This window comes from Paenibacillus thiaminolyticus, assembly GCF_003591545.1.
In the GTDB taxonomy this organism is placed as follows: Bacteria; Bacillota; Bacilli; order Paenibacillales; family Paenibacillaceae; genus Paenibacillus_B; species Paenibacillus_B thiaminolyticus_A.
In genome coordinates, this window is sequence record NZ_QYZD01000001.1 from 129,826 (window position 1) to 156,692 (window position 26,867).

A 26,867-nucleotide genomic window follows, 5' to 3' on the forward strand; every position below is an offset into this window, starting at 1 on the left:
GGCAGGGCCGGATATGCAGGCCTTCATGCCTCTCTTGCATCAGGGTAATTGTTCAATATTTTGCCCAAAAATGAAAATATTTTAGAAAGAAAGAAACATTTACCTTAGTAACCGCGTTACACATATCAAAGGATTGAAATGACAACAAATGGAGGATGAACTTGTGAAAAGGATACTATCCGGGCTGATTGCATTTGCCTTATTGTTTACATTTGCCATTCAAACGCAAGTGCAGGCGGCCCCACAGATCAGTGTGTATATCGATGGCGTCAAGCTAAAGACGGATCAACCGCCAATGATGATTCGAGGGCGGACGATGCTTCCGCTGCGGGCCATCTTCGAGGCGTTGGATGCGAGGGTAGGATGGAACCAGAGAGCGCAGACGGTGACCGCGACTAAGGCGGGTACGACCATTGTCCTCAAGATTGGCTCCAAGGTAGCTACGATCAACGATTCGAACGTGACTCTGGAGGTTCCTGCCCAGACGATCCGGGGAAGAACGATGGTTCCGTTGCGCTTCGTCAGCGAAGCGATGGGCGAGCAAGTGCTGTGGAACTCCAGAACGCAGACCGTAACGATTAATACGACGAATCGTGATGAAGATGATTATCTGAGCGACCAAGTCTATCAGGCAACGAATGTAAATGCCAGAGTAACCGGCCAAGCGGGTAATGGCAGCGACCTGACCGTCAGCTTCAATCGGGCGTCCCAGGAATCGAATATCAATCATTATCGCGTTCTCGTCGTCAAGGCTTCGGATTCATCGTCCTTTACGCTCGCGCGGGCTCGCCTGGTAGCGGACAATAATTACACGGTCGTCGATACGTATGGCCGCAATCCTTCTCTTTCGCTCAATTCCTGGACCCGCGACGTGAACGGAGATGTTCTCCGGGCGAACCAATCCTACGTCGTGTATGTGTTGACTGTAGGCAAGCGCAGCCAGGATGTATTATCCCGGCCTTCGCAGACCGTGACGTTGACAGGCGATTCAGCCTATGCGGTCACGAATGTGAAGGCACGTGACGTTGCCGATTATGGCGATGGAAGAGATATGTCCGTGAGCTTCACAAGGGCTTCCGATGAGAGCAATATTTCCAACTATCGCGTCATGGTCGTGAAGTCGCAGGATGCGCATCGCTTTGATTTGAACGCCGCGAATTCGGTATCCAGCTCGAACTATACGACGGTATACAAATCCGGCACGACCTTGTCGACGACACTCAGCTCGTCGTCCCGGGACACGTCCGGAGACAGAATTCGCAATGGCGTGCCTTATACGGTGTTCGTCTTGTCCGTAAGCAATAATGTGAATCGTCATTCCAATCAGCTCTCTGCGTCCACGGCGACGATTACGCTGGGCACCACAGTCGGCGCGCCAGTCATTACAAGCGTGGCGGATGTGAGCAACTACGGCGACGGTCGCGACCTGCAGGTAGCGTTCTCGAAATCTTCCGATGAGTCGAAGGTGAGCCACTACCGCATATTCGTCGTGCCGAACCGGGACTACACCCGATTCGATCTGACCGAAGCTAATAAATTGTCGTCCAGCCGTTATTATCAAGTGTCGAAGACCGGATACAATATCACGACAACCTTGTCTTCGAGCCTGACGGACGTCAACGGTTCTTATATTCGAAATAATGAGACCTACCGGGTATTCGTCATGGCGGTGTCGAATGACGGGTACAGCTCTAACAATGTGCTGAGCGGCGCGTCTTCGTCGATTACGCTGTCTCATAATTCCATCGCCAATGCGGTCACGAATGTGCAAGTCAGCGATGTCAGCGACTATAACGACGGCCGTGACATGCGGATCACGTTCAACCGGGCTTCCGACGAGTCGTTGATTGATCACTACCGCGTCATGGTCGTGAAGACATCCAATGCGGACCGGTTCAATGTATCGGATGCGAACAATGTATCGAGCTCGTACTACACGAAGGTGAACAAGACGGGGCGCGATCTTAGCTTGACGCTCTCCTCCAGCGCCAGAGATGTGGACGGCTCTTATATTCGGAACGGTGTGAGCTATCGCGTGTTTGTCCTGTCGGTAGGCAGAGGCAGCTCTTCCAATGCATTGTCTTACGCTTCCAGCACTATTACGCTGTCCAGCAATTCGGCCGTGTATGCCGCGGCCAATGTTCAGGCTTACGATATCAATGATTACGGCGATGGCCGTGACATGCGGGTAACCTTCAACCGTGCGGCGGATGAATCAAATATCAGCCACTACCGCGTCATGGTCGTGAAATCGTCCGATGCGGGTCGCTTCACGGTAGGGGATGCGAACAATGTATCCAGCTATAATTATACGTATGTAAGCCGCAATGGCAGTAACCAGAGTGTGACGCTCTCGTCCGGCGCGAGAGATGTCGACGGGTCGCAGATTCGTAACGGGGTAAGCTACCGCGTATTCGTCCTGTCTGTCGGCTCGGGCAGTTATTCCAATACGTTGTCCAGCTCGTCGAACACCATCACATTGAGCAACAACTCGACGGTCTATCCGGCTGCCAACGTCATGGCAAGCGACATCAACGATTATAACGACGGCCGCGACATGCGAGTCAGCTTCAACCGGGCGGCGGATGAATCGAATATCTCGCACTACCGGATCATGGTCGTGAAATCGGTCGATGCAAGCCGTTTCGACGTATACCGTGCCAACAACGTATCCAGCTACAACTATACGTACGTCAGCAAGACAGGCCGAAATATTGATCAGATTCTGTCCTCCTCGGCGCAGGATGTTGATGGAGCGGCGATTCGAAATGGCGTCAGCTACAAGGTATTTGTCCTGTCCGTCAGCAACAACAGCAATAACGCGAATATGTTGTCCGTTCCTTCCGCGGAAATCATGCTAACAAGCAACTCGTCGGTCTCTGCGCCGTCGAACGTAACGGCCAACGTAACGGGCAATAGCGGCACGGCGCGCGATATCGAGGTGAGCTTCACCGCGCCGTCCAATGATTATGGCGTGTTGGAATACCGCGTGATGGCCGTGAAGTCGGATCAGAGCTTTGGTTTGGCGGATGCCAACAATACGCCATATTACACGTATGCTTCGAAGCAGAGCGGCACGATTCGCCTTTCTCTGCCAGACAACGCACGTGACGTGAGAGGAGAGGCCATTACAAGCGGCAGCGCTTATCGGTTCTATGTCCTCACCGTAGCTGACGGGCGAGTCAGCACGGTCAATGCGCTCTCTGATCCATCCCGCGATGTGGCCTTGTCGGCTCAATACGTATCTTCGGCGACGAACGTAACCGCGGTGATGGATGGAAGCGACATGCGGGTCTATTTCAGCAAGCCGGCGAATGAGAGAGGCGTTGCATACTATGCCGTCATGGCGGTCCCTTCCTCCAAAGCAGGCAGCTTTACGCTGGATGAGGCTAATTGGGCAGGAGCAAATAGCTCCAAAATCGTATCTGCTTCGGGAGAAGGCGTGGTTACGCTGAAATACGACGATAAAGACGCTTATGGTAATCAACTTGTCAATGGGGAAACATACACTATCTACGTCCTCACCGTGTCGGACGGCCGTGTCGTAAACGTGCTGTCCACTCCATCCCAGGGCGTCGTGGCACAGTTCTAAGCGTCTCAGGGTGTGGCACAAAACAATCCTGCTATCTAACGGAAGCAGGCAGCAGAGGCTCCGGCAATAGGCCGGGGCCCTTTTTACCGTTCAGTGCGCTCGCGACGGGATGACAACGATAGAACATGGTGGTGGGGAGATGAGTTCGCTCATTGATGACGAGCGCCCGATATTCGTCCAGATTGCGGAGCGAATTGAGGACGATATCATCGAGGGAAGGCTGCCGGAAGAATCGCCGGTCCCTTCCAAAAATCAGTTTGCTTCCTTCTACCAGATCAATCCGGCGACAGCGGCTAAGGGTGTGAATCTGTTAGTGGATGAAGGGATTTTATATAAGAAGAGAGGGATTGGGATGTTCGTGGCGCCGGGAGCACGTGCCCTATTGTTGGCGAAGCGCAAGGAGAAGTTCTACGAACAATATGTTGTCACGATGATCCGGGAGGCAGAGAAGCTTGGCATCACGACAGACCACTTGATCGATATGATTCGCAGAGGGGAGGGCACGCGATGATTCATGTAGCAGAAGTGCGGGAGTTGACCAAATCATACGGAAATGTGAACGCGGTTCAAAATGTCAGCTTTGTGATGGAGGAAGATAAAATATATGGGCTGCTGGGCAGAAATAGAGCCGGGAAGACAACGATTATGCATTTGATGACGGCCCAGCTGTTCCCGACGAGCGGATCCGTTCGCTTGTTCGGGGAGGCGCCCTTTGAGAATAACCGCGTGCTCAGAAGCTATCCAGAGGGATGCTATCGGCGCTTGGCGTGGTCGTTGGCTTGGCGAGCCGCGCTCCGCTAACGCTGTTTGACGAGCCATATCTGGGCCTGGATGCGGTCGCGAGAAGCATTTTCTATGATCGCTTGATTGAGGATTACACGAAGCACCCGCGTACGATTGTGCTCTCGACCCATCTGATCGACGAGGTGAGCCGGATATTGGAGCATATTATCGTCATCGATGACGGGAAAATGCTGATCGATGAGAATGCCGATTCGCTGCGCGAACGCGCCTTCACGGCAACCGGCACGGCATCCAAAGTCGGGCGCTTCATCGAGGGGAGGCAGGTGGTGCACCGCGATACGTTCGGCGCCTTGGCCTCGGTAACGATAATGGGGCCGCTTAGTTCCGAAGAGCGGAAGCAGGCCGCTGCTCTTGATGTTGAGCTAGCTTCGGTGTCCCTGCAGCAGTTGATTGTTCATCTGACGGGCAGCCACCCGTCCGGCAGAGAAGGGGGAGAGGAGCGATGAACCGCACAGCTGGCGTATTGAAGATGCATCTCCGGGATAAATGGACCTGGTTGTTCATACCGTGGAGCATTATGCTTCTCAGCTTTGTCATCAATCTTGGGATTGGTCTTAGCATTGAACAAGGGAACAAGCCTTTTTATACTGGGGGAATGGCAAGCATTTATGTCTATATGTTCGTCGCCGGCACCTTCACCTTGGCTCACACCTTTCCCTATGCGCTCGGCATGAATATTAGAAGGCAAGATTATATGCTCGGCACGATCGCGATGTCCGCGATCACCAGTGCAGGGTCGTCCCTGCTGCTAGTCCTGCTGACGTTCATGGAAAACCTGTCTGGGGGATGGGGCGTTCGGCTTCACTTCTTCCAATTGCCCTATTGGAGTGACGGGCCTGTCATTCAGCAGATAGGGATAGCATTTCTGCTGCTGATGCATCTGTATTGCTTCGGCTTCGCGATCTCCAGCGTGCACCGGCGGTACCGCGCCGCAGGAATGTATGTGTTGATCATCGTATCCTTCGCCATCCTGAGTGTCTTGTCGCTGGCTCTGTCCTACTATGAGGGCTGGAAGGCGGTGTGGGATTTTTTCCTCCGCTACTCCGCTTGGGAATTGGTGTTGATGACCGTACCCTTTACTTTGATATACGCCTTGATATCGTTCGTTCTTGTTCGAAGATCGACCATCTGACCAAGCCGCATTGCCTTCGGGGCAATGAGAGGGCTGAAGCAGCAAAAGCCGACGCAGGTCGGCTTTTGTATGTGAAAGCAATGTCGTATTGAGGCGAAGAGGCAGAAACGTATCATTCCGTGTTCAGCAGCTGAAGGGAATAGCGCTGGCCCAGCTCCTGCCGCACTTCGATGCGTGCATGGAAAAATTCGCTTAAATGGGCAGAGGTCAACTGGTCGGCCGTATTACCGGACGAGAATACAGTTCCTTGCTTAATGAGCAGGGCTCTGTTGAAGCAGGGCATGATTTCTTCAACATGATGCGTCACATAGATAAGAGTCGGGGCATCCGGCTCGCGCGCAATCGATTGAATCATATGGAGCAGCTGATCGCGGGCGAAAATATCAAGTCCTGTGCACGGCTCGTCCAGGATGAGAAGCTTCGGCGACGCCATCAGCGCCCGGCCGATAAGCACTCGCTGCCGCTCGCCCTGCGATAAAGTATCGTAGGTACGGTTGAGCAGCCGCTCGCAGCCGAGCAGCCGGATCAAGGACAATGCCTTCTCCTCGTCAGTCTCCTCGATGTCATCGTACAAGCCGATCGTGGCGAATTTCCCGCTAAGTACGATCTTCTCCACCGTCTCGTGTCCGTAGAGCTTCTGCTGCAGGGAGGTGCTTACCCAGCCGATGTGCTTGCGCAGCTCGCGCAGGTCGAAGGTGCCGAACCGCTTGCCCAGGACAGAGACGCTTCCTGAGGTCGGCCAGATATAGCCGTTGATCATATTCAATAAGGTCGTTTTCCCCGAGCCGTTCAGCCCGAGCAGGCACCAATGCTCCCCCGGCTTAACTTCCCAGGATACTCGATCTAGAATCGTCTTGTTATCTCTCTTCCAGGTTACCTCCTGAACATCAATGACCATGACGTCTCTCCTCTCCTCTGTGTAGGCAACCGTTATTCGCTGCCGCGGCGGTCCTGCGGCGCGAGATTGGCCAGCGACAAGCGCACGGCGGTAGCGGCATCCCGGGCCGCAATCGCCTGATACAGCTGATCATGCAATTCCGACTGGTCCTCATAATGCTTCGTACCGACGATAAGGTGGCTCAGCTCGCCACGCATCGCGTTGGAAAAGGCAAGGTACAGATCGAGCAGCAGTGGATTTTGGCTTGCCTCTGCAATCGAACAGTGGAACTCCACATCCAAATCCACATAGGAGGCATAATTGCCGGCCTCCAATGCCTTTTTCCGTTCTTCGAGCAGCCGCTTCATCCGCCTTAGATCCTTGTCCGTGCGCCGTTCCGAGGCCAACCGCGCCACTTGGGCATCCATCATGCTTCTGATTTCGTTAATGTGCTCCGTCTCGGCCCGGAGCAGCCGTTGTTCCAACGAGTCCGCATCGGAGGGAAGCGAGCGGACATACGTCCCGTCCCCTTGCCGGACCTCCAGCACACCGGCATGTACCAAGATCTTGACGGCTTCGCGGACCGTCGAACGGCCTACGCCGAACAGCTCCATCAGTTCCGGCTCGGTCGGCATCCGATCGCCGGGGTGATAATGGCGGACCAGCACGTCATGGAGCTGATCCAGCACCTGATCCACCAGCTTGCGGCGGGGGACGGCAGTGAACTTGGGTGTGTTCAAATTCATCAGATCATCTCCTGTTACAGAGAAGTATATTCCTTTTTTTTTAATTGTCAAACCAAAAACGATCTCGAACTGATAAGCCGTAAGTCCCGATTACAGGTCCGGCTGCGGAGGGACTGAATGGTCCATTATGAGGAGGAGTCCCGGGAGCCGCTTTGGAATGGAAGTGAAAAAATTGGGAAATTACTCGCTGGGAATGAGGGCGGTGATTCGCTATAATCATATCAAATTCAAGATAAGGGAATGGATGCACGATGCGCATTACGATCACACCAGAGCAAATCGATAATGTGGCAAATATGTTCCATTTGGCGTACGGATTATCCAAAACGCAAATGGAAGGACTTCAGAAGGCCATCAATTCGCTGGAATCGCAGTGGATGGGCATGGAGAAGAACCGCTTCTACAGCGAGTTCCAGTCGTCGCAGCAGGTGTTCTCTTCCTTCTTGACCAAGCTTCAGGAGATAGAACTGGAATTGAAGGATAGTCGCCGCCGGATGATTCTCGTCTTTTTTGCCGGTTACTTCGCTATTAAGAAATGGTGCTCCGCAAATATCAAGGACCGTCGATTCTCGTTCTGATGGCGGCGGTCATTATCATCACGGAAGTGTGCTGGTGGCTTATTCGGTCGGGACGCCGTAAATCAAGTTTAGGGGCTGACAGGCTTCCATTCCGCCTTCGTTCCATTCGTCGCGGAGGTTGAGGAAGCGCTGTTGGCATTCCGAGCGGGTAAAGAAATGGCCATAATCGGCGAAGTTGCCGGTCTTGAACCTTCGGCCACAGAGAACGTCGGAGAGGAGAAGGCGATCTGCCTGACGGCCTGCTGTTGCTGTTCGCACGTACGCTCATTTTCCCTCGCTTCTCGGGCGGGTCTCCCGATCCTGGTTCACTCTAAGCAGTCTTGCAGCCGCTTCGGTATACGGCTCGGCCCACTCGGAGAAGGACAATGCCGGATCCCAGGTGACCTGCTTCATCGCTTGGGCGCATCCCCACCGCAGCAGCCGCTGATGCAGCATATGGACCCGGAATCGTTCCAGGAATCCTTCCTGCAGCAGAGCGCTGTCCCCAACATAGGCGGACAGGAAGCTGGCAGCTTGCTCCTCTTCTCCCCGTTCCAGATACAGTGCCGTCAACTTCGGCAAGTCTGCGACGGCATCCCCGAAATAAGATGTAGTAAAATCAATTACGCCGCTAACTTCCCAGCCTCGATCGGTTTGCTGCACGAGCACGTTTTCCGGTTTGAAGTCGCCCATGACGAACGCGGGGGAGTCCAGCCTGTCCATCGCCGCCTGCGCGTTGTCCAATAGCTGCTCGACCCATTTCTTGTCCTGGTCCGTAATGATGGAGTACTTCACGGCGTCGTCGAGCCAATAGCGAATCGTCCCGTACAGCCACGCCGTGTGGGAATCGGCGAACGGGCGAATATGGCCGCGGTCCGGGTCGAATTCCCCGGGATACTCCGCCTTCCATCCGTGCAGCGCAAGCAGGGCGCGTCCGAGCGCGGCTGCCATGGCGCATGCATTTTCATGATGAAGCAGCTCCGGATCGTGAATATGCTGTCCGGGCAGCCGGGGCATCAGCGCATAGCTCCAGCCGAAAATATCATCCGACTCGTCAATCAGATAGGGATAAGGCACGTTAACTCCGGTCTTAGCGTGCAAATGACGGATAAAATACGCTTCCTCCTTCCACTGTCCGGGATAGAGTGGATTGCCCTTCAGCACGAACTCCCCGGCTGTGGATGTGACGAACAGCGTCTGCTTCATGACCCCGTGCTCCGTAGGCGCGGAGTGAAGCAATCGGCCGAGCCCGAACCGGTCCAGCATCCGCTGTAGTTGGCTGTCTGTCAGGTAGCCTAATGAGTTCGAAGCGAAAAATACGGTTGTCGTCAACTGCTGCACCTCCGTTACGAATAGTACTGTTGGAGTTCACCCGCATGGTACAGAAAAAGCGGCCTGCCTGCAAGCAGCCGCAATAGTGCCAATATCGATGCGATATACAAGACGCAATCTCCAAAATTATCCTATCACGCGGATTCCGGGAAGTCAAAGCAATTCTCCGCAAGGGTCAAGCATGCCGACAGGCCGTATGAGCACGGCTGCGGAACATGGGCTTCGCGCCGCTAACCGGGCCCGCGCCCGGCCGCCGAGAACGCAACACAGCCGGCTCCGCAGAGCCGGCTGACTGTAACGTATTCCAAAGCCGTATTATCCTTCGAGGAGCAGCGTCTCCGGATCTTCCAGCATCTCCTTGACCTTAACCAGGAATCCGACCGCTTCCGCTCCATCGACGATGCGGTGATCGTAGGAAAGGGCGATGTACATCATCGGACGGTTCTCCGAGCGCTCTTCATCGATAGCGACCGGACGCAGTTGAATCTTGTGCATGCCGAGGATGCCGACCTGTGGCGCGTTCAAGATTGGCGTCGACAGCAGGGAACCGAAGACGCCGCCGTTCGTAATCGTGAAGGAGCCGCCTTGCAGATCGGACAGTGCCAACGAGTTGGAGCGTGCCTTCGACGCCAATTCGCCGATAGAGCGCTCGATCTCCGCGAAGCTGAGGCGATCCGCGTCGCGAACGACCGGCACGACGAGACCTTCCTTCGCCGCGACGGCGATGCCGATATCGTAGAACTTCTTCACGAGAATATCTTGTCCGTCGATCTCGGCGTTCAGCAGCGGGTAAGCCTTCAATGCGCCGACGACCGCCTTGGTGAAGAACGACATGAAGCCGAGGCCCACATCATGCTTTTCCTTGAAGCCGTCTTTGCGCCGCTTGCGGATATCGAGAATCGCGGTCATATCGACTTCGTTGAACGTCGTCAGCATGGCTGCCGTCTGCTGCGCCTCCACCAGGCGGGTCGCAATCGTCTGGCGGCGGCGGGACATGCGCTGGCGCTCGATCGGCTTGGCCGGATCGGCTGCCGCACCGGAAGCCGGTGCCGCAGGCTTCGCCGGCGCTGCTGGAGCCGCAGCTGGCGCTGCCGCCGGACGGGCTGCGTTCGCCTGCACATCATCATGCTGGATGCGGCCGATCGGGTCGCGTGCAGAGACGCCGTTCAGGTCGATGCCCTTCTTTCTTGCAAGCTTGCGTGCAGCCGGAGAGGCGTGGTATGCGCCGCTGTCCGCAGCAGGCGCAGGAACTGGGGCGGGCGCTGGCGGAGCTGCCAGAGCTGCTGCCGAAGCGCTCTCCTTCTCGGCGGCAGTCGCTTCCGCTTCCGCTGCCGGAGCCGCTTGAACCGCCGGCGCTGCTGGAGCGCTTGCTTCCGCACCGGAGCCGATGACGGCGATTACTTCGCCGACAGCGACGTTCTCGCCTTCCCCTCTCAGGATCGATTCAATGACTCCGCTCTCCTCGGCGCTGATTTCCAGATTGACTTTATCGGTTTCCAACTCGGCGAGCAGATCCCCTTGACCTACTGTATCGCCTACTTTGACAAGCCATTTATGCAAGGTTCCTTCCGATATCGATTCTCCAAGATCAGGCACTTTGATTTCAGCCACGATCGTAACCTCCCAGGTTTAATTAGTTTTTGTCGAGCGATGCAATGATTCCGTAATGATTTGCCGTTGTTCGAAGCTATGGACATCCGCATACCCGCTCGCCGGGCTGGAATGCTCCGGACGTCCGATATAATGGACAGGCACCTTCTTCGGAGCCACTTCGCGAATACGCGGCTCCATGTACGTCCAGGCGCCCATATTTTTCGGTTCTTCCTGTACCCAGACGATCTCCTTCAGGGCCGGATAGCGTTGGATAATAGCCGTAATCTCTTCCTGCGGGAACGGATAGAGCTGCTCGACCCGGATCATATGCAGCCAGGAGTGATCCCGATCCGACGTCTCCAGTTCGGTCTGCAGATCAACCGCCATCTTGCCGGTAGCGAGAATGAGCCGCTCCACCTTCTTCGGCAGCTCGCCTTCCACGGCTTCATCCCATACCGGATGGAAGTGCCCTTCGCTGAACTCGCGGCCCGGCGAGGCGCTCCGCGCGTTGCGCAGCAGACTCTTCGGCGCCATGACGATGAGCGGACGCGCTTCATCGGTTCCGCCGATCGCGGCCTGACGGCGCAGCAGATGGAAGTATTGCGCTGCGCTGGTCAGATTGGCCACCGTCCAGTTATGCTCTGCGGATGATTGCAGGAACCGCTCCAGACGCGCGCTGGAATGCTCCGGCCCTTGGCCTTCGAAGCCATGCGGCAGCAGGACGACGAGATTGGACTTCTGGTTCCATTTCGCCCGGCCGGCAGCGATGAACTGGTCGAAAATGACTTGCGCCGCATTGGCGAAGTCGCCGTATTGCGCTTCCCAGATAACGAGCGTCTCTGGCGCGAATACGTTATAGCCGTATTCATATCCGAGTACAGATGCCTCGGACAGCGGGCTGTTATAGATAGCGAAGGAGGCCTTCGCCTGCGGTATGCGGTGCAGCGGCGAGAACGTGTCGCCCGTTCTATGGTCATGCAGCACAAGATGGCGCTGCGAGAAGGTGCCCCGCTCGGAATCTTGCCCAGTGATGCGAATCGGCTGCCCTTCCGCCAGGATCGTCGCGAACGCCAGCGTCTCGGCGAGCGCCCAGTCGACCTTCTCGCCCTCATCAAGCGCATTGGCCCGGCGCTGCAAAATACGTTGCAGCTTCGGATAGACCTGGAAGCCCTCCGGGACCTCCAACAGCTCGCGGTTGATCTCCCGCAGCTGCTCGATCGGCACGGCCGTGCCGTTGCCAGACAAGCGGCTTGGCGGCTCGCCCGTGTTGTGGCGGTACGCCCGGTCGGTTGTCTCCTTCATCTTGTCATACGCTTGCTGCATGACGGCTTCGGCATCCTTCTTCATCTGATCGATCTGCGCGCCGTCCACCAAGCCTTCCTGCTTCAACCGCTCGCCATAGATGACATACGCGGTCGGATGCTGGTTCACCTTGCTGTACACGAACGGCGACGTGCCTTCCGGATCGTCCATCTCGTTGTGGCCGTGGCGGCGGTAGCCGATCAGATCGATCAGGAAATCCTTCTTGAACACGCTCCGGTATTCGACCGCCATGCGAACGGCCGCGATGCAAGCATCCGGATCGTCTGCATTCACGTGCACGATCGGAATCTCGAAGCCTTTGGCCAGGTCGCTCGCATAATGTGTCGAGCGGGAGTCTTCGCTCTTCGTCGTGAACCCGATGCGGTTGTTGACGATAATATGCAGCGTGCCTCCGTTCTGGAAGCCGCGCAGCTTGTTGAAGTTCAGCGTCTCGGAGACGATGCCTTCCCCCGGGAAGGCGGCGTCGCCGTGCATGAGCACCGTCGCGGCCTTGCCAGTATCCTGGAGCGGATAGCCTGGCTGGCTGCGGTCATCCTGAGCGGCGCGGGAGAAGCCCTCCACGACCGGATTGACGTATTCCAGATGGCTCGGGTTGTTCGCGAGTGTAACCTTGGTCCGCACGGTATTGCCTTCCGTTACGGAGCGGTCGGCGCCCAGATGGTACTTGACGTCGCCGGTCCAGCCGTAGTTGATGCCCATCGAGCCTTCCGACGGGAACAGATCCTTGTTCGGAGAGTGATGGAACTCCGAGAAAATCTTGCCGTACGGCTTCCCAAGCACGTGTGCGAGCACGTTTAACCGGCCTCTATGGGCCATGCCCATGAGGATATGCTGAGTGCCGTTGGCCGCGGAGGTGCGGACGAGTTCGTCAAGCATCGGCACGAGAACATCAGTGCCTTCGATCGAGAAGCGCTTCTGCCCGACGAAAGTGCGGTGCAGGAACGTCTCGAACTGTTCCACCTCGATAAGTCGTTTTAAGAGAGCGACGCGTTCGGCTGAAGTAAGCGGCTCTGGTGAGTTGAGGCATTCCGTATGTCTGCGCAGCCACTTCAATTCCTCCTCGTCATGCACATGTCTGAATTCGTACGCGATGGATCGGGTGTACACCGCCCGCAGATGCTCAATCGCATCCCAGCAGGTATGGACGCCGGCAGGCGTCTCCTTCAGCACGATCGAGGCAGGCAGAACTTCCAGATCCGCACGGGTCAAGCCGTAGGCCTCCGGCTCGAAGCGGCGGGTATCCACGGGCGGATTAATACCCAATGGATCGATATCGGCCGCCAGATGGCCGAAGGTGCGGATAATACCGGCCAGCTTGACGGCGGAGACGACTTTATTTAACCCGTCTCCGTCCAGCGAGACCGGAGCAGCGGCTCCATCTGCTAGGGAACCGATTGAAGCAGGCGGCGGCCCGAAGTGGGCGAACAGGTCCCGGTAATTCGCTTCGACGGATTCGGGATCGTTAACGTATTGCTCGTACTGTTCCTGGATGTACCCGAGATTGGGTCCATAGTAATCCTTCCATACCCTTTCCTTCTCAGTAACTTCTGCAGCCGACATGAATGCTAGACCTCCTTACGGATTATGCCAAATCTATGAGTATATCCAAAATGACATACCCAATGTTTGCGTTTACACTTAGTGTACCACTTGTTCGCCAGAAATTAAAATAAAATGGACGTTTTTACGAGAAGAAAATGTGGAATTTATCACGGCAAATGTTCGAAGCCTGTTTTCTCAGTCCATTCTCATAGAAACGATTGTTCGTAGTACATTATTATACAATTTCATGCAGAAAATAGAAATATAGAAAAGAGATTCAATTTTCCCTCTGCTGATCTCTTCGACTCTAAGAGGGATATCGGTAATATTGAAACGGATTTCCAGATAGCCTGGCATGCGGCAGGAATGGTTTCCCGGCATCCGACGCATCACCAAATCTGTGAGAAGACAGGGGAGGAAGAGGATAAAGCTTGAGGCGGGAAGAGAACGGCGGAAGATGGAAGATGCAGTGAAATCCTGCGTTAATGCAGGAATTTCCGCCCATTTAGCTGATATTTTATCAAATTAATGTAAAAATACATTATCTCATCCGATTTTCGGTTTTTATCTCTTTCATATACTAAAATTCATGCGGTTTTGCAGGAATTCCTGTTTCGAAGTAAACGTCATAAGAGAATACTGCATTTCTGCAGTTTTTCGGCACTCAAGCTTTAAGAATAAGGGGGCTCTCTCGTTGCAGCGAAAAACTACGTTTGGGCCCCTTTTTTCCTTCTTAGTCCAACGAGTTATGTTTTTCTAAATAAATTAGTGAAAAGTTTCACGATGGATGGGTTTTTCGCTCTCCTTTTTGTTAGAATATAAGGAACAATTGGATCCGATGAGGTGATGAGATGAAAACGGTCATGATTCAACAGCTTGTGGAGAAGTTCAAGCTTGAAGTGCTGACGGGCGAGAACCGCCTGAACCGCACCATTTCCAATACACGCGTGCACCGTCCGGGACTTGAATTCGCCGGGTACTACGAATTTTTCCCGCAGGAACGCATTCAAGTGCTTGGACTGAAGGAGATTGGGTACCTTCATACATTGACCGAGGAAGAGCGCGACGCCCGGATCAAAAACGTCGTGAAATACCATCCCCCTTGCTTCGTCGTTACCCGGGATCAGGAAGGGCTCACGTACTTGATTGATCACTGCCGGCGGGAAGACATTCCGCTGCTCCGCACCTCCATGACGACATCGAAGTTCATCGGACTCGTTGATTCTTATGTGACGAAAATGCTGGCGCCCGAGATTCAGGTGCACGGCGTGTGCATGAACGTGGCGGGTATCGGCATCCTGCTGCGCGGCAAGTCGGGCATCGGCAAGAGCGAGACGGCGCTGACGCTCATCCGCCGGGGGCATCGCCTCGTCTCGGATGACGCGGTCGTCCTGCGCAAGATGAACCCAGAGACGCTGATCGGCTCCCATGACGGCAAGACGCGTGAATTTCTCGCTTTGCGCAGCATCGGACTTATTAACGTGGCCCGCATCTACGGACGCAGCGCCTTTCAGGAAGAGACCCGCATCGTGCTCGACATCGAGCTGACGAAATGGAAGGACAACGAGTTGAACAACGAGCTGGAACTGGAGCCCCGGTTCACGGAATATATGGACGTCAAGGTTCCGACGGTCCAGATTCAGCTTCAGCCCGGACGGGATGTCGCCAGCCTCGTCGAGGCGGCGGCCAACAACTATTATTTGCAGCAGCAGGGATATAGCGCTGCGGAGGAATTCATCTCGAGGCTGAATATGTAATCAAGACAAGAAGAGGCCGCCCTACGCTCGAAGCGAGGGCGGCCTCCGTCTATGCGATTCCCGGCAGCAATACATTCACGCCATCAGGTGTGACCGTTCGTGTGTCGCGAATCGGGGTAGAGCTGATTGGCCCGGACGCCGTTAGCGGGAGCGGGGACTCTTCCTCGGATGAAGGAAGAGCCGCAGGCATTCCCTCGCTCCGAGGAGGGCGACCGCCGTGAACAGGAGCGCCCATAAGGCGGCCGGAACCGGGGTCAGCCGCGCCAGATTGGCGGCATCCCCAGCCTGGCCCGGATTCTGCACGGCCAGGATGAGCAAGAATACGGGGCCCAGGACCGATTCCACCAGGGCGATGAAGGCGACCAGCAAGTAATAGCCTTGCCGCAGCCATGGCCATGGGCAGAAGCAGATCGCGGCGGTCAAGAGCAGGAAGCCGATGCACCACATGACGCCGTAGCCGTTGCGCACGAAGAAGAGCAGGCTAATGACCGTGAGAATAAGAATGGCCATTAGTCCGGTCTGCTGCTTCCCGCGGGCATATCCGTAGAACAGCAGGACCGCGAACACCGTAGAGACGATATAGCCGGCGAGCGCGATAAGAATGAAGCGCCACGAATGGGCTGCCGCGGAAGAGTACGTGACTCCGCTATGATCGGCGAATAAATGAATATACAATACTTTGCCGGACACGAGCAGGGTGACGATCGCGTGACCGAACTCATGCACGAGCGTATCTACATTGCGAAAGAAAGAAGAAAACGGAATGACCCGCGTCAAGACGGCGGCCACCACCAGAAATACGACGGTTTTTCCCCAATGCTTCATCGTCGTTCCCCCATTTGGCTTCAGGTCAACCCGGGGTGCGGGAAGCGCGGCGGTTGTAGTGCCGCTTCTCCTCCATATCACCGGATTATCTTATCCATTATATCGTGATCCGGCCGGAGATTCCCATCCTATTCTTCATAAGCTTCCTGCAATCTTGACTTCCTATCGACTGCCTCTCGTCTGGCCAGACCGTGCGATCAGGCCCTCCGGTTAGATGACCCGGCGCATCGACAGGCGCACGGAACCCCAATGTCCACCGTCCGCATCGCTGATCTGGACGCCCGGATCGCCCCATGTATGAATGAACTTCCCATCGCCGATATAGATGCCGACATGTCCCGGAATCCGGTCATTCTCGAACCGTCCGGGAACGGTGAAGAAGATCAGATCTCCCGGCATGAGCTTATCCCGGGTGACGGCGGAGCCCTGCTTGGCTTGATCCCGGGCCAGACGTGGGAGTTGGATGTCATAATGTGCGAACACATGCTGGGTGAAGGAGGAGCAGTCGAACTTCTTCGATTCTTCATAAGAAGCGGCACCGAATTGGTACGGGACCCCCAGGAACGACTTCGCGTATTGAATCAAGGTCTGGGCGTCCACCCCCGTGCCGGCCATGCGGAGCCCGCGCGCCGAGCCGTCGGGCGGCGTCTGCCCTGCATTCCGGATCGCCCCGATATCAATGGTCTGCCGTTCCGGATTCCATTGCACCGGAGCCTGGAACAGCTGGGACAGGGATTCGACGGTGGCGAACGGCGCTCCCTTGAGCCGGACGGGCGCTTGCGGCAGTGTGACCGGCTGGCCGGATGCAAGCGCTTCGGGGCGTCCCGGATACAGCTCATAGATCACGTCGGTATAGCCGATGCGTACGACCTGGTCGCGATCCTCCATCCGCAAGCCGAGCTCATGCGCGGCAACGCGCAGCGGAATCAGCCGGCTGCCTCTCGAATCGATATGCGATCCGTCCAGCAGCGCCGTGCTCGTCGGACTGGGCGGTTCAATCGGATTCGGCTTGGCGCAGGATGCCGTGATCCCTAGCAATGATGCGGCGCAGCACAGCAGCAATAAACGAACGCCGGAGTAACCCATGGCGAATTCACCTCATTCGTTTTGATAAAATATAAGAAGTATCCGATTCGGTCTCTACTTGGCTTATCTTTCTCGCAGCAGCGCTTGCCTCTCTTCCAAAAGAGGCGAAGACGCTTCTACATGCAGTGTGTGCCGGGAGCGGGCTGGTTATGTATGACAGCGCGCAGAAGTCAGTGTCCCGTCGCTTCGATCCAATGGAACATTCGCTGTACGGCTTCGCTATGCGTCTCAGACGGGAATAAATGACCTTCCCCGGCATAAGTATGCAGTTCTGTCTCCTTGCCGAGCGATGCCAGCCTGTCCCGCATCCGGACGGCATGGGCATAAGGAACCTGCTCATCCTCCGTCCCGTGGATAAGCAGGACGGGACAACTGATCTGCTCCGCCAGATGGATCGGAGAGCGAAGGCGGAACGCTGTCTCCTGCCGGGCAGGCGTTCCTCCGATAATGCGCTTGAGCATGCGCCGCAGATCGACGCGTTCCTCGTACGTCTGGGCCAGATCCGATACGCCGCTCCATAGGATGAGGCGATGGATGCCGGGGGCGCCGGCCGCCGTTCTGGCCGCGTTGATGGCCCCGCGGGAGAAGCCCATGACGGAGATGCGCCGCGCATCGATGAACGGCAGTTGGGCGAGCATGCGCCAGGCGGCGACGACATCCTCCGTATCGGAGCCGCCGAATTCGTCTCGGCCTTCGCCCCCTTCATTGCCGCGGTAGCATGGGGCGAAGACGATATATCCATAGCTGGAGAACTGCTCCAGCCAATGCGTCCGCACGCGGCCGAACTTGCCCATTCCGCCGCGGCAATAGACAAGGACCGGCCAACGTCCCGCCGACATGTCCCGGCGTTCCGGCGGCCAGCCGCAGGCCGCTTCCGCCGGGCGCGGAAGCTCCGGGCACGCATAGTGGCCGCGAAGCCAGAGCCCCAGCCGCTCCGGATCCAAGCGGTATCCGGGCGGCAGGCTCAAATATCCGGTGACCTTGTGGCCGCCGGACAGGTAGGTAAGATGCAGCAGCATGGGCGAATCCTCCCGTTCTTATCCTTGGACATGTATTTTCTATATAGTGTGTCTATAGTCTCGTATATTTCTTGCATCATGCAGCCGGATTGGCCGCGTTTTATTTGATGCCATTCATAGGTATTATAATCATAGGATTCACTCGGGAACCAGCAATCGTTCATTGCTGTCATTTACTATTAATCTCATTAATTATGTATAGTTCCCATATGCAGAACAAGAACAGGAGGTGTACTTATGAATCCGATACCCGATCATCTCGCCTGGGGGCTCGATGTGCTGTTCGTTGGCTTCAATCCAAGCCCGCGCTCAGGGGAGACGGGCCATCATTACGCCAATCCGCGCAACCGCTTCTGGACGATCCTGCACCGGGCCGGCTTGACTCCGCGATTGTACCGGGCTGAGGAGGACGGAGAGCTGCTTAAGCTTGGCTACGGCTTCACCAACATTGTCGCCCGGCCGACTCCGACGGCGGCGGACATTACGGCGGCCGAATATGCGGAGGGGCGCAAGCTGCTGCGCCGCAAAATCGAGACGCACCGTCCGCAGACCGTATGCTTCGTCGGCAAGGGTGTCTATGAGGTTTACAGCGGGCGGAGAGGAGTGGAATGGGGATTCCAGGACGAGCCGGTCGTAGAAGGCGTGCGCGATTTCGTGGCGCCGTCATCCAGCGGTCTTGTGCGGATGAAGCTGGAGGAGATCGTTAGCATCTATGCGCAGTTGCCCGGCAGCAAGATGGGGAGTGAATCGCCGCAGGGGCTCTGGGCGGAATGCCCAGAGGGCTGAATTTTCGAGCATGACGGAGGATAACTGTAAGCGGAAGCGCTCAGGCTTCAAGCAGCGCGACTCCGGCCGTGAGAGGCGTGCTGAGGCGTTTTCAGGACGTTTTCAACGACAGGCCCTTATCCGTTATACTTACAGAAGCCGTTTACGCATCGATTAGGAATGCGTAAATCCATTCAAGCAGGGAGTGACGATTTTGAGTAACGAGCATATGTTGGAACGCAAAAATGAATTGCTGCGCCGCAATATTCAACAGTATCTTCTTCTAGAGAATCAGCACGGATTAAGCCAGCAGGAGCAGCACTTTTTGCAGCATCTCATTAAGGAAATGCACCAGAACAATTATGAGATGAACCGTTCGTAACCCCCTCCCGCTTATTTGCAGCCCTCGGGCGTGCCATATAGCGAAGAGTCCGGATGCCCGGGCTCTTTTTTTCATGGGAGGATAACATGTACAATGGAGAACATCGGGCTTGAACCGAGTGCAGCAACAGGCAACAACGAAAGGATAGTATGGTCATGCAGGAGAAGGAAGGGTTCTTGGCAAGCAAGCGGCGGGAGGGCATCGTTCTCAATACGGTACAGACGGAGGCGGTCCTTCATACCGACGGGCCGATGCTGCTTCTGGCCTCTCCCGGATCGGGGAAGACGACGACAATCGTGATGAAGATCGGGTACCTGATCGTGGAAAAAAAGGCGGATCCGTCACGCATTAAGGCGATCACCTTCAGCAGAGCGTCTGCGGCAGACATGAGGGAACGGTTCGCGCGGCTCTGTCCTGAGCTGCCGGTCCGCGGGGTCGATTTCTCGACGATTCACAGTCTGGCGTTCGCGGTCACCCGCGAGCATCTTCGGAATGCGCGCACTGATTTCCAGATCATCGAAGGGGATGTCGATCTGGAGAGCCGGGGAGAAGCCCCGATGGGAATGCCGGCTCTTCACAAAAAGATCATCTTGCGCGAGCTATACAAGTCGAGCGCAGGAGAACATATCGCCGATGATCAGATGGATGAATTAACGACCTATATCAGCTTTGTCAAAAATAAATTGCTTCCTTCGGATCAATGGGAGCGCGTCCCTTGCAGCGTGCCGAAGGCGGCGCATATCGCCCGGCAGTACGAGCAATTCAAGCGTACGGGAACGGACAAGCTCCTGCTTGATTACGACGATATGCTGACGGTAGCCTATGAGGCGTTCAGCCGTGACTGGAAGCTGCTGCAGCGGTACCAGTCCCGCTATGATTATATTTTGACCGATGAGAGCCAGGATACGTCGCTCGTGCAGCATGAGATTATCGGCAAGCTGGCCCAGCCGCACCGGAATCTGTGCGTTGTGGCTGACGATGATCAGAGCATTTATACGTGGCGGGCTGCGGAGCCGGATTATTTGCTTCAATTCAAGCAAGTATACCCTGATGCGAAGCTGCTGAAAATGGAGCAGAATTACCGTTCTTCCCATAATATCGTCGAAGTCGCCAACCGCTTCATCAAGCAGAACAAGCAGCGCTATGACAAGCAGATGTTCACGGCCAACGCGCCGCAGCGGCCGATTGCCGTCACAGAGGTCGCCGAATACGAGGAGCAGGCGAAAAAGGTAGCGGAGCGCGTGTCCGCCATGGCCAATTTGCGCGATACGGCTGTCCTGTATCGGAATAATTCTTCTTCGATTGCGCTTATGAATGAGTTTGATCGCGCCGGCATCCCGTTTTTTATCCGTGACGGGGACAGCCGATTCTTCTCGCATTGGGTGGTCGAGGATGTGCTTAACTTCATGCGGATGGCATTTACCGACCGGCGGCCTGATCTTTTGGAAAAAATCCATCTCAAGTTCAACGGCTACATTTCGAAGCAGCAAATGGCGGCATTGAAGGACATTCACAACGGCGAATCGGTCTTCGATAATCTGCTTCGCCATGTGCCGCTGCAGGACTATCAGATCATTCTGCTGCAGGAAAGCAAGGAAACCTTCGCCGGGCTGAAGGAGATGACCCCGCAAGCGGCTATCCGCGTTATCCGCACGAAGCTGGGCTATGACAAGGCCGTCGAGAAAACATGCGAGCGGCTCGGCTTCCGCAAAGAGTATATCATCGGCATATTGAATACGCTGGACAATATCGCCGATGGCCTCGCCACACTGCCGGACTTCGCGGCGCGCTTGAAGCAACTGGAGGCGATCATGGCCTCCGCCAAGCGGAACCGGGACACTAACGCGGTCACGTTCTCTACGCTTCACAGCGCGAAGGGTCTGGAGTTCGAGCATGTGTTCATGATCGACCTGGTGGAAGGCATCATTCCTTCGCAAGAGGACATCCGCAGCTACGACAAAGGCGAGACCGCGGAGATGGAGGAAGCGGTACGGCTGTTCTATGTGGGTATGACGCGGGCAAAATCCCAGCTTGAGCTGCTGTCCTACCGGGAGCGGGGCGGCGAGAAGGCGAAGCGCTCCCGGTTCGTGTCTTATGTGGAGAAGCTTCAGCCTGCGCCTGCGGCGAGCTCGGCGCAGGCGGCGACTGTGTCCGTACCGCAGGCAGGAGCGGTCCCTATAATCCCGAATGCAATTCGGACATGGAGCGGGATCGCGGCCGGAACGAAGGTGAAGCATCCAGCCTTCGGCCCGGGCGAGATTGTCAGCCTGGACGAAGAGGCTGTCGAGATTCAATTCGCGAGCGAGCGGAAGCGGCTGTCGGCTTCTACTTGCCTGAGCCGCGGGCTATTGGCGTTGGCGGAAGAAGCCGTCCCTTCGCGCGGATAATGGGCGTGGCGGCCCGGCGCATTCAGTGCATGCTTAAGGCGGCCTGGCTGCGCCTCACGTATGCTGGAGCGCCGGGCCATTCGTCGGCACAAGCCGAGGTCGCCCCTTCCTCTACGGAAGACATGGGTTAGCTGGATACCGCGTGCGTACGCCGCTTCCGCCTTACCCCGGCCTGCTCGGCATCCCAGCGGAAGGTCAATATCGCAATGGTCATGCAGAGCACGGTGAATCCGGCCAGGATGGCGAGCGGCTCCCAGACCAAGGCGTACGCTGAGTTGGCATGAATGGCAGCGCCCATCGCCTTGACGAAGTAGTGGAAAGGCTGGAGCGAAGCGATGATGCGTACCCACTCCGGGGCGCCATCCAGTCGAAAGAATGCTTCGCTCGTGAACAGCATCGGGAAGCTCATCAAGTTCGAGATCATCCGCAGGTACAGCTCCTCCAGACTGTCCGCCTCGTATGCCGTGAGCAGTTCCTCCGGCGTCCCGGCGGCCTGAATGACGCTTAACCGAATGGGGCGTAAGAGTCAGCGATTCCCGCACTTTCTCTTTGAAGTACCGCTCGCCCTGTTCCGTGATAGCATAAACTTTGCGCAGGCGGGCTCCTGTCCGTTCCTCCGCTTCCGTCCGAATCAGCCCTTCTTTCTCCATCTTGTTCAAGGCGTAATAAATGGAGCCGGACAGCACATTCGTCCACACATCGACGCGACTGGTCTGAATCGTCTGTTGAATTTCATAGCCGTGCATCGGCCGCTGGCGCAGTAAGGAGAGAATAATCAAGTCGGTCACAATGCGTGAGCTCCCTTCCAAATTGTCCGATTAATAATGATTGGTGTGATGCAAACATTGGATAACCAACGTTGGCTATTTGGTCGGCACCTGAATTAGAGGGCGCGGGATGACTGTTGTCAATCCGCTTCTTTTCCCTTGATGCAGACGCCTCATCGGCCTCCAACTTTCTAATGCAGCATACGTCGCACTTCGCACTGGCTTTGCTCTTTGCACTTACCTTGCTTTTTGCACTCTTGCTTTTTGCACTGACCCTGCTCATCGCACTGACTCTGCTCATGGCACTGACTCTACTCATCGCACTGACCCTGCTCTTTGCACTGACATCACTCTTTGTACTGACATTGCTCTCTACATTGAATATATACCCGCTCTCTTTTGTCCAATCTCCCAACTACTCAGGGATGCGTTCCGCAACCGCATTTTTTTCAGGTAGATAATGACCGTAAATTCCACTTCGCAAAACGCAGATTACGTTACTTAGGCATGGGATGAATGTGATAAGCCAGCCTCTCGTCTCATCTATCTGTAGTAATTATTTCTGTCTACGCTCCTGCTCCATTTTTTCCAATATAGTGTGCCATCTCATTTCGGGCTGCCGGCAGCACCGAGCGATATTTTATAACGTTAATCTTGTGCATCATTAATGAACAATAGATCTGCGATCGGTCATCTTGAGGCTGAGGTATGAAGAGAGTTGGGCCGAGACCGATAAGCCTATGGAGAGCCTGAGTCGATGGGAGAGGGCGGATACGGGCTGCGACAGACCGGCAGATGCGGCAGAGCGGCAGATAGATATGAATCCTGACCGAAGGGGAGAGCGATCAAAAGGGCTGGGCAGGCCGATATGTTGAAGGATGCTGCCTGAGTCAGTGGGAGAGTAAGGATAAGGCACGGGTACAAGGGTACGTATGCATCACGATTTTTACTTTAATCGACCATGCAGGTCCGGCGCCATATCAGCAGCTTGCTTCCAACTTGCGAACATAGAGGGATGAGGCTGAACCGTCTGCCGCTAACAGGGTAATGTATAATGAGTACATAGTTACGATGCTCATGGAAAGAGGGATAGCGATGTCACAGGTTGAGACCTACGGATTGCTCATTAACGGCGAGTGGAGGGTGACGGAGCAGACCGCACCGCTGTTCGCCCCCTATGATGGGGCACTGCTGGGCCGCATCAGCCAGGCCGGCGAGGCCGAGCTGGAGGAGGCGATCGCCGGGGCGCAGCGGGCGGCAGCGAAGATGCGGGCGATGCCCGCCCATGCCCGGGCCCATATTTTGCTGAAGGCGGTCGAGCAGATGATTGCGCGTAAGGAGGAACTGGCCCGGCAGTTGGCCCAGGAAGCGGGCAAGCCGATTCGGGCTGCGCGCGCCGAGATGGAGCGGACGATTACGACGTACCGGTTCGCGGCGGAAGAGGCGAAGCGTCTTTACGGCGAGACGATCCCGATGGATGCGGCGCCGGGCGGGGAAGGCCGGTTCGGCTTCACGCTGCGCGAACCGCTCGGCGTCGTCGCCGCGATTACGCCGTTCAATTTCCCGGCGAACCTGGTGGCGCATAAGCTCGGCCCGGCCCTGGCCGCCGGCAATGCCGTCGTGTTGAAGCCGGCCTCCCAGACGCCGCTTAGCGCGCTCGCATTGGGCGGCATTTTCCGCCAGGCCGGCCTGCCCGACGGGGCGCTGCAAATCGTGACGGGCAGCGGCCGCGTGATTGGCGACCGTTTGGTCGCGGACGAGCGCGTGCGCAAGATTACGTTCACGGGCAGCGAGGAGGTCGGGGCGCGCTTGAAGGCGAAGGCCGGGCTACGCAAGACGACACTGGAGCTCGGTTCGAATTCGGCGCTGATCGTCGAGCCCGGGGTTCCGCTGGAGCCCATTATTCCGCGGTGCGTGGAGGGGGCCTTCGGCTACGCCGGACAAGTGTGCATCTCCATCCAGCGCATCTATGTGCATGAGTCGATCTGCCACGAGTTCACCGCGCGGTTCGTGGCGCGGACACAGCAGCTTCGCGCCGGTGATCCGCTGGATGAGGCCACCGATATCAGCACTATGATTTCCGAGCGCGAAGCGGAGCGCATCGAGGCGTGGGTGAATGCGGCCGTGGCGCAGGGGGCCGAGATTGCCTGCGGAGGCCGGCGTGAGGGAGGCTATTTCATGCCGACGGTGCTGCTGGGTGTGACACCGGATATGGACGTCTCGTGCCGCGAGACCTTCGCGCCCGTCGTGTCTATTGTCCCTTACGCCTCGCTCGATGAGGCGATTGCACTGGCGAACCGCTCCGACTTCGGCCTGAACGCCGGTATTTATACGGGGAATCTGGCGGATGCGATGAGAGCGGCCCAGCAGCTTGAGGCCGGCGGCGTCATCATCAACGACATCCCGACCTTCCGCACCGATCATATGCCGTATGGCGGCGTCAAGAATAGCGGCTACGGCCGGGAAGGCGTCAAGTACGCAATTCAGGACATGACGGAAGTGAAATTCGTGTGCGTGAACACTTTTCCGTCGGCCTGACGAAAATTTTGGAGAGGCGGAGCGCTCGGATGCATGCCGGGACCCGAAGGGAGAACTGCTCAACGTCTTGAAGGTCGGTGTGGGGTTGCATGACGGCGGTCGCGTGATCGTTAGCGGTTTGTCACGGATTTGTGAATATCTTGGTCCGGGACGGAAATGTATAATGTAGGTATCGACAGGAGTCAGGGGGAACTTATTCGAATGATGAGACCAATAGTTGACGTTGCAGCCCGAATCGGCGTGCCGGCGGAGCAGCTTGAGCTCTACGGCAAGTATAAGGCGAAGCTGGGCCAGGAAGTATGGGAGGAGAATGCGCATCGGCCTGACGGCAAGCTGATTCTCGTCTCGGCGATGAATCCGACGCCGGCGGGAGAAGGGAAGACGCTGACGACGATCGGGCTGACGCAGGGGCTGAACCGCATCGGCCGGCAGGCGGTGGCGGCGCTGCGCGAGCCGTCGCTCGGGCCTTGCATGGGAATGAAGGGCGGCGCGACCGGCAGCGGACGCGCGCAGATTATGCCGGCGGAGGATATCAATCTTCATTTTACCGGAGATATTCACGCGATTACGTCGGCGCATAATCTGTTAGCGGCCATGATCGACAATCATCTGTATCAGGGCAACGCGCTTGGCATCCAGCCGGAACGCATCGTCTGGAAGCGGGCTGTCGATATGAACGACCGCGCGCTGCGGCATATCGTCGTCGGGCTGGGCGACGGCAACGGCGCCGTGCGGGAAGACGGCTTCATGATTACGACGGCTTCGGAGATTATGGCCGTGCTCTGTCTGTCCGAGGATATGGACGACCTGCGGACGCGGCTCGGCCGGATGGTGGTCGCCTATACCTATGAGGGCGAGCCGATAACCGCATCGCAGCTGCAAGCTGTCGAGGCGATGTGCGTGCTGCTTAAGGACGCCATCTACCCGAACCTGGTCCAGACCGTGGAAGGGGATCCGGTGTTGGTGCATGGCGGTCCGTTCGCGAACATTGCGCACGGCTGCAGCAGCGTGCGGGCGACGCGCTATGCGCTGAAGCTGGCCGACTATGTCGTGACCGAGGCTGGCTTCGGTGCCGATCTGGGCGCGGAGAAATTCATGGATATCAAATGCCGCCAGAGCGGGCTGGCGCCGGCGGTTGTCGTCCTGGTCGCGACTGTGCGCGCCCTGAAGTATAACGGCGGATTGGCGAAGGATCATCTGGGGCAGGAGTCGCCGGAGGCGCTCGCGGCCGGATTTGCTAATCTGCGCCGCCACGTGGAGAATATGCGGAGCTTCGGCGTGCCGGTGGTCGTCGCGGTGAACCGGTTCGCGGCCGATACGGAGAAGGAGCTGGAGGCCGTTCAGCGGATGTGCAGCGAGATCGGGGCGGAGGCGATTCTGTCCGAAGCTTGGGCGAAGGGCGGAGAAGGCGCAGCGGCGCTGGCGGAAGCCGTCGTGCGGCTGGCCGACGCGCAGGAAGAGGGCCGGTTCCGGCTGCTGTACGAGGATGAGCTGCCGATCGAAGAGAAGATCGAAGCGATCGTCACCGGCATTTACCATGGAGCCGAGGTAGCCTACAGCCCCGCTGCCAAGCGGGCGCTGCGCGAGCTGAAGCGGTTCGATACGGCGAAGCTCCCGGTCTGCATGGCGAAGACGCCGTATTCGTTCAGCGATCGGCCGAGTCTCCTCGGCGCCCCGGAAGGGTTCACGCTGGAGGTGCGCGATATCCGCTGGTCCGCGGGCGCGGGCTTCATCGTCGTGCATACCGGCCAGGTGCTGACGATGCCAGGCTTGCCGAAGCATCCGGCGGCGGAGCGGATCCGCCTCGATGAGGAGCAGGGCGTCGTCGGACTGAGTTGATAAT

General features: G+C 56.7%; 20 protein-coding genes and 2 pseudogenes. 12 read left to right on the forward strand and 10 right to left on the reverse strand.

The genetic code is table 11. The annotated features are described in order from the left end of the window. Positions 1-163 precede the first annotated feature (163 nt). The 4 genes and pseudogenes from DQX05_RS00665 (at position 164) to DQX05_RS00680 (ending at position 5,528) form a co-directional block, all read left to right on the forward strand. Positions 164-3,592, forward strand: a complete 3,429-nt coding sequence (locus DQX05_RS00665) for a copper amine oxidase N-terminal domain-containing protein (RefSeq protein ID WP_259391714.1) — start codon at positions 164-166, stop codon at positions 3,590-3,592. A gap of 139 nt (positions 3,593-3,731) precedes the next feature. Beyond that, entirely contained in the window at positions 3,732-4,103 is a 372-nt protein-coding gene (locus DQX05_RS00670) for a GntR family transcriptional regulator (protein ID WP_119790003.1), read from the forward strand. Next, a pseudogene (locus DQX05_RS00675) lies at positions 4,100-4,842 on the forward strand (ABC transporter ATP-binding protein). The gene DQX05_RS00670 and the pseudogene DQX05_RS00675 overlap by 4 nt, the downstream one beginning before the upstream one ends. Further along, positions 4,839-5,528 carry a hypothetical protein gene (locus DQX05_RS00680; protein WP_119790004.1) on the forward strand — a complete coding sequence of 230 codons (690 nt, stop codon included), beginning with the start codon at positions 4,839-4,841 and terminating at the stop codon, positions 5,526-5,528. Before DQX05_RS00675 ends, DQX05_RS00680 begins: the two are co-directional and overlap by 4 nt. A gap of 112 nt (positions 5,529-5,640) precedes the next feature. On the opposite strand, the gene DQX05_RS00685 is transcribed toward DQX05_RS00680, so the two are convergent. Together DQX05_RS00685 and DQX05_RS00690 are read right to left on the reverse strand one after the other, a co-directional pair. Then, positions 5,641-6,426 carry an ABC transporter ATP-binding protein gene (locus DQX05_RS00685; protein WP_119790006.1) on the reverse strand — a complete coding sequence of 262 codons (786 nt, stop codon included), beginning with the start codon at positions 6,424-6,426 and terminating at the stop codon, positions 5,641-5,643. 32 nt (positions 6,427-6,458) lie between these two features. Further along, complete coding sequence (locus DQX05_RS00690) at positions 6,459-7,151, reverse strand: FadR/GntR family transcriptional regulator (RefSeq protein WP_119790007.1); 693 nt, start codon at positions 7,149-7,151, stop codon at positions 6,459-6,461. Positions 7,152-7,402: 251 nt separating this feature from the next. On the opposite strand from DQX05_RS00690, the gene DQX05_RS00695 reads away from it, so the two are divergent. Further along, the gene (locus DQX05_RS00695) at positions 7,403-7,729 is read left to right on the forward strand and encodes a WXG100 family type VII secretion target (protein ID WP_119790009.1); all 327 of its coding nucleotides are present in this window, start codon (positions 7,403-7,405) and stop codon (positions 7,727-7,729) included. Between the two features lie 264 nt (positions 7,730-7,993). Here DQX05_RS00695 and DQX05_RS00700 read toward each other — a convergent pair whose 3' ends face one another. From DQX05_RS00700 to DQX05_RS00710, 3 genes are all read right to left on the reverse strand, one after another. Beyond that, positions 7,994-9,040, reverse strand: coding sequence for an aminoglycoside phosphotransferase family protein (locus DQX05_RS00700; protein ID WP_119790011.1), 1,047 nt, complete (start codon positions 9,038-9,040; stop codon positions 7,994-7,996). A gap of 315 nt (positions 9,041-9,355) precedes the next feature. Further along, on the reverse strand, positions 9,356-10,651 hold the full coding sequence (gene odhB / locus DQX05_RS00705; protein WP_119790013.1) for a 2-oxoglutarate dehydrogenase complex dihydrolipoyllysine-residue succinyltransferase: 1,296 nt from the start codon (positions 10,649-10,651) through the stop codon (positions 9,356-9,358). 18 nt (positions 10,652-10,669) lie between these two features. After that, positions 10,670-13,516, reverse strand: a complete 2,847-nt coding sequence (locus DQX05_RS00710) for a 2-oxoglutarate dehydrogenase E1 component (RefSeq protein WP_119790014.1) — start codon at positions 13,514-13,516, stop codon at positions 10,670-10,672. A gap of 833 nt (positions 13,517-14,349) precedes the next feature. Here DQX05_RS00710 and hprK point away from each other — a divergent pair. Next, positions 14,350-15,255: an HPr(Ser) kinase/phosphatase gene (hprK, locus tag DQX05_RS00715; RefSeq protein WP_087444157.1), complete on the forward strand. Its 906-nt coding sequence runs from the start codon at positions 14,350-14,352 to the stop codon at positions 15,253-15,255. A 141-nt stretch (positions 15,256-15,396) separates the two neighbouring features. Here the strand turns inward: hprK and DQX05_RS00720 are convergent, their stop codons facing one another. The 3 genes from DQX05_RS00720 to DQX05_RS00730 all read right to left on the reverse strand — a co-directional run bounded on the left by DQX05_RS00720 (position 15,397) and on the right by DQX05_RS00730 (position 18,185). Then, a complete protein-coding gene (locus DQX05_RS00720; protein WP_119790016.1) occupies positions 15,397-16,080 on the reverse strand; it encodes a M50 family metallopeptidase in 684 nt (227 codons plus the stop codon). Positions 16,081-16,290: 210 nt separating this feature from the next. Continuing rightward, positions 16,291-17,166 (reverse strand): C40 family peptidase, encoded by an 876-nt coding sequence (locus tag DQX05_RS00725; RefSeq protein ID WP_119790018.1) that lies wholly within the window; start codon positions 17,164-17,166, stop codon positions 16,291-16,293. Between the two features lie 170 nt (positions 17,167-17,336). Beyond that, on the reverse strand, positions 17,337-18,185 hold the full coding sequence (locus DQX05_RS00730) for an alpha/beta hydrolase family protein (protein WP_119790019.1): 849 nt from the start codon (positions 18,183-18,185) through the stop codon (positions 17,337-17,339). A gap of 237 nt (positions 18,186-18,422) precedes the next feature. Between DQX05_RS00730 and DQX05_RS00735 the strand changes: the two genes are divergently transcribed. The 3 genes from DQX05_RS00735 to DQX05_RS00740 all read left to right on the forward strand — a co-directional run bounded on the left by DQX05_RS00735 (position 18,423) and on the right by DQX05_RS00740 (position 21,719). After that, positions 18,423-18,971, forward strand: a complete 549-nt coding sequence (locus DQX05_RS00735; RefSeq protein ID WP_119790021.1) for a mismatch-specific DNA-glycosylase — start codon at positions 18,423-18,425, stop codon at positions 18,969-18,971. A 193-nt stretch (positions 18,972-19,164) separates the two neighbouring features. Further along, positions 19,165-19,332: a hypothetical protein gene (locus DQX05_RS30455; protein WP_182914567.1), complete on the forward strand. Its 168-nt coding sequence runs from the start codon at positions 19,165-19,167 to the stop codon at positions 19,330-19,332. Between the two features lie 155 nt (positions 19,333-19,487). After that, positions 19,488-21,719 carry an ATP-dependent helicase gene (locus DQX05_RS00740; protein ID WP_119790023.1) on the forward strand — a complete coding sequence of 744 codons (2,232 nt, stop codon included), beginning with the start codon at positions 19,488-19,490 and terminating at the stop codon, positions 21,717-21,719. Between the two features lie 127 nt (positions 21,720-21,846). Here the strand turns inward: DQX05_RS00740 and DQX05_RS30460 are convergent, their stop codons facing one another. Beyond that, positions 21,847-22,143, reverse strand: coding sequence for an ABC transporter permease (locus tag DQX05_RS30460; RefSeq protein ID WP_182914602.1), 297 nt, complete (start codon positions 22,141-22,143; stop codon positions 21,847-21,849). Positions 22,144-22,276: 133 nt separating this feature from the next. Next, positions 22,277-22,507 (reverse strand): annotated as a pseudogene (locus tag DQX05_RS00750) (PadR family transcriptional regulator); the annotation flags it as partial. 116 nt (positions 22,508-22,623) lie between these two features. Between DQX05_RS00750 and DQX05_RS30190 the strand changes: the two are divergent. From DQX05_RS30190 to DQX05_RS00765, 3 genes are all read left to right on the forward strand, one after another. Then, positions 22,624-22,947, forward strand: a complete 324-nt coding sequence (locus DQX05_RS30190; protein ID WP_147385141.1) for a hypothetical protein — start codon at positions 22,624-22,626, stop codon at positions 22,945-22,947. 634 nt (positions 22,948-23,581) lie between these two features. Continuing rightward, positions 23,582-25,024, forward strand: a complete 1,443-nt coding sequence (locus DQX05_RS00760; protein WP_119790027.1) for an aldehyde dehydrogenase family protein — start codon at positions 23,582-23,584, stop codon at positions 25,022-25,024. A 204-nt stretch (positions 25,025-25,228) separates the two neighbouring features. Continuing rightward, positions 25,229-26,863, forward strand: a complete 1,635-nt coding sequence (locus DQX05_RS00765; protein WP_182914594.1) for a formate--tetrahydrofolate ligase — start codon at positions 25,229-25,231, stop codon at positions 26,861-26,863. Positions 26,864-26,867 lie beyond the last annotated feature (4 nt).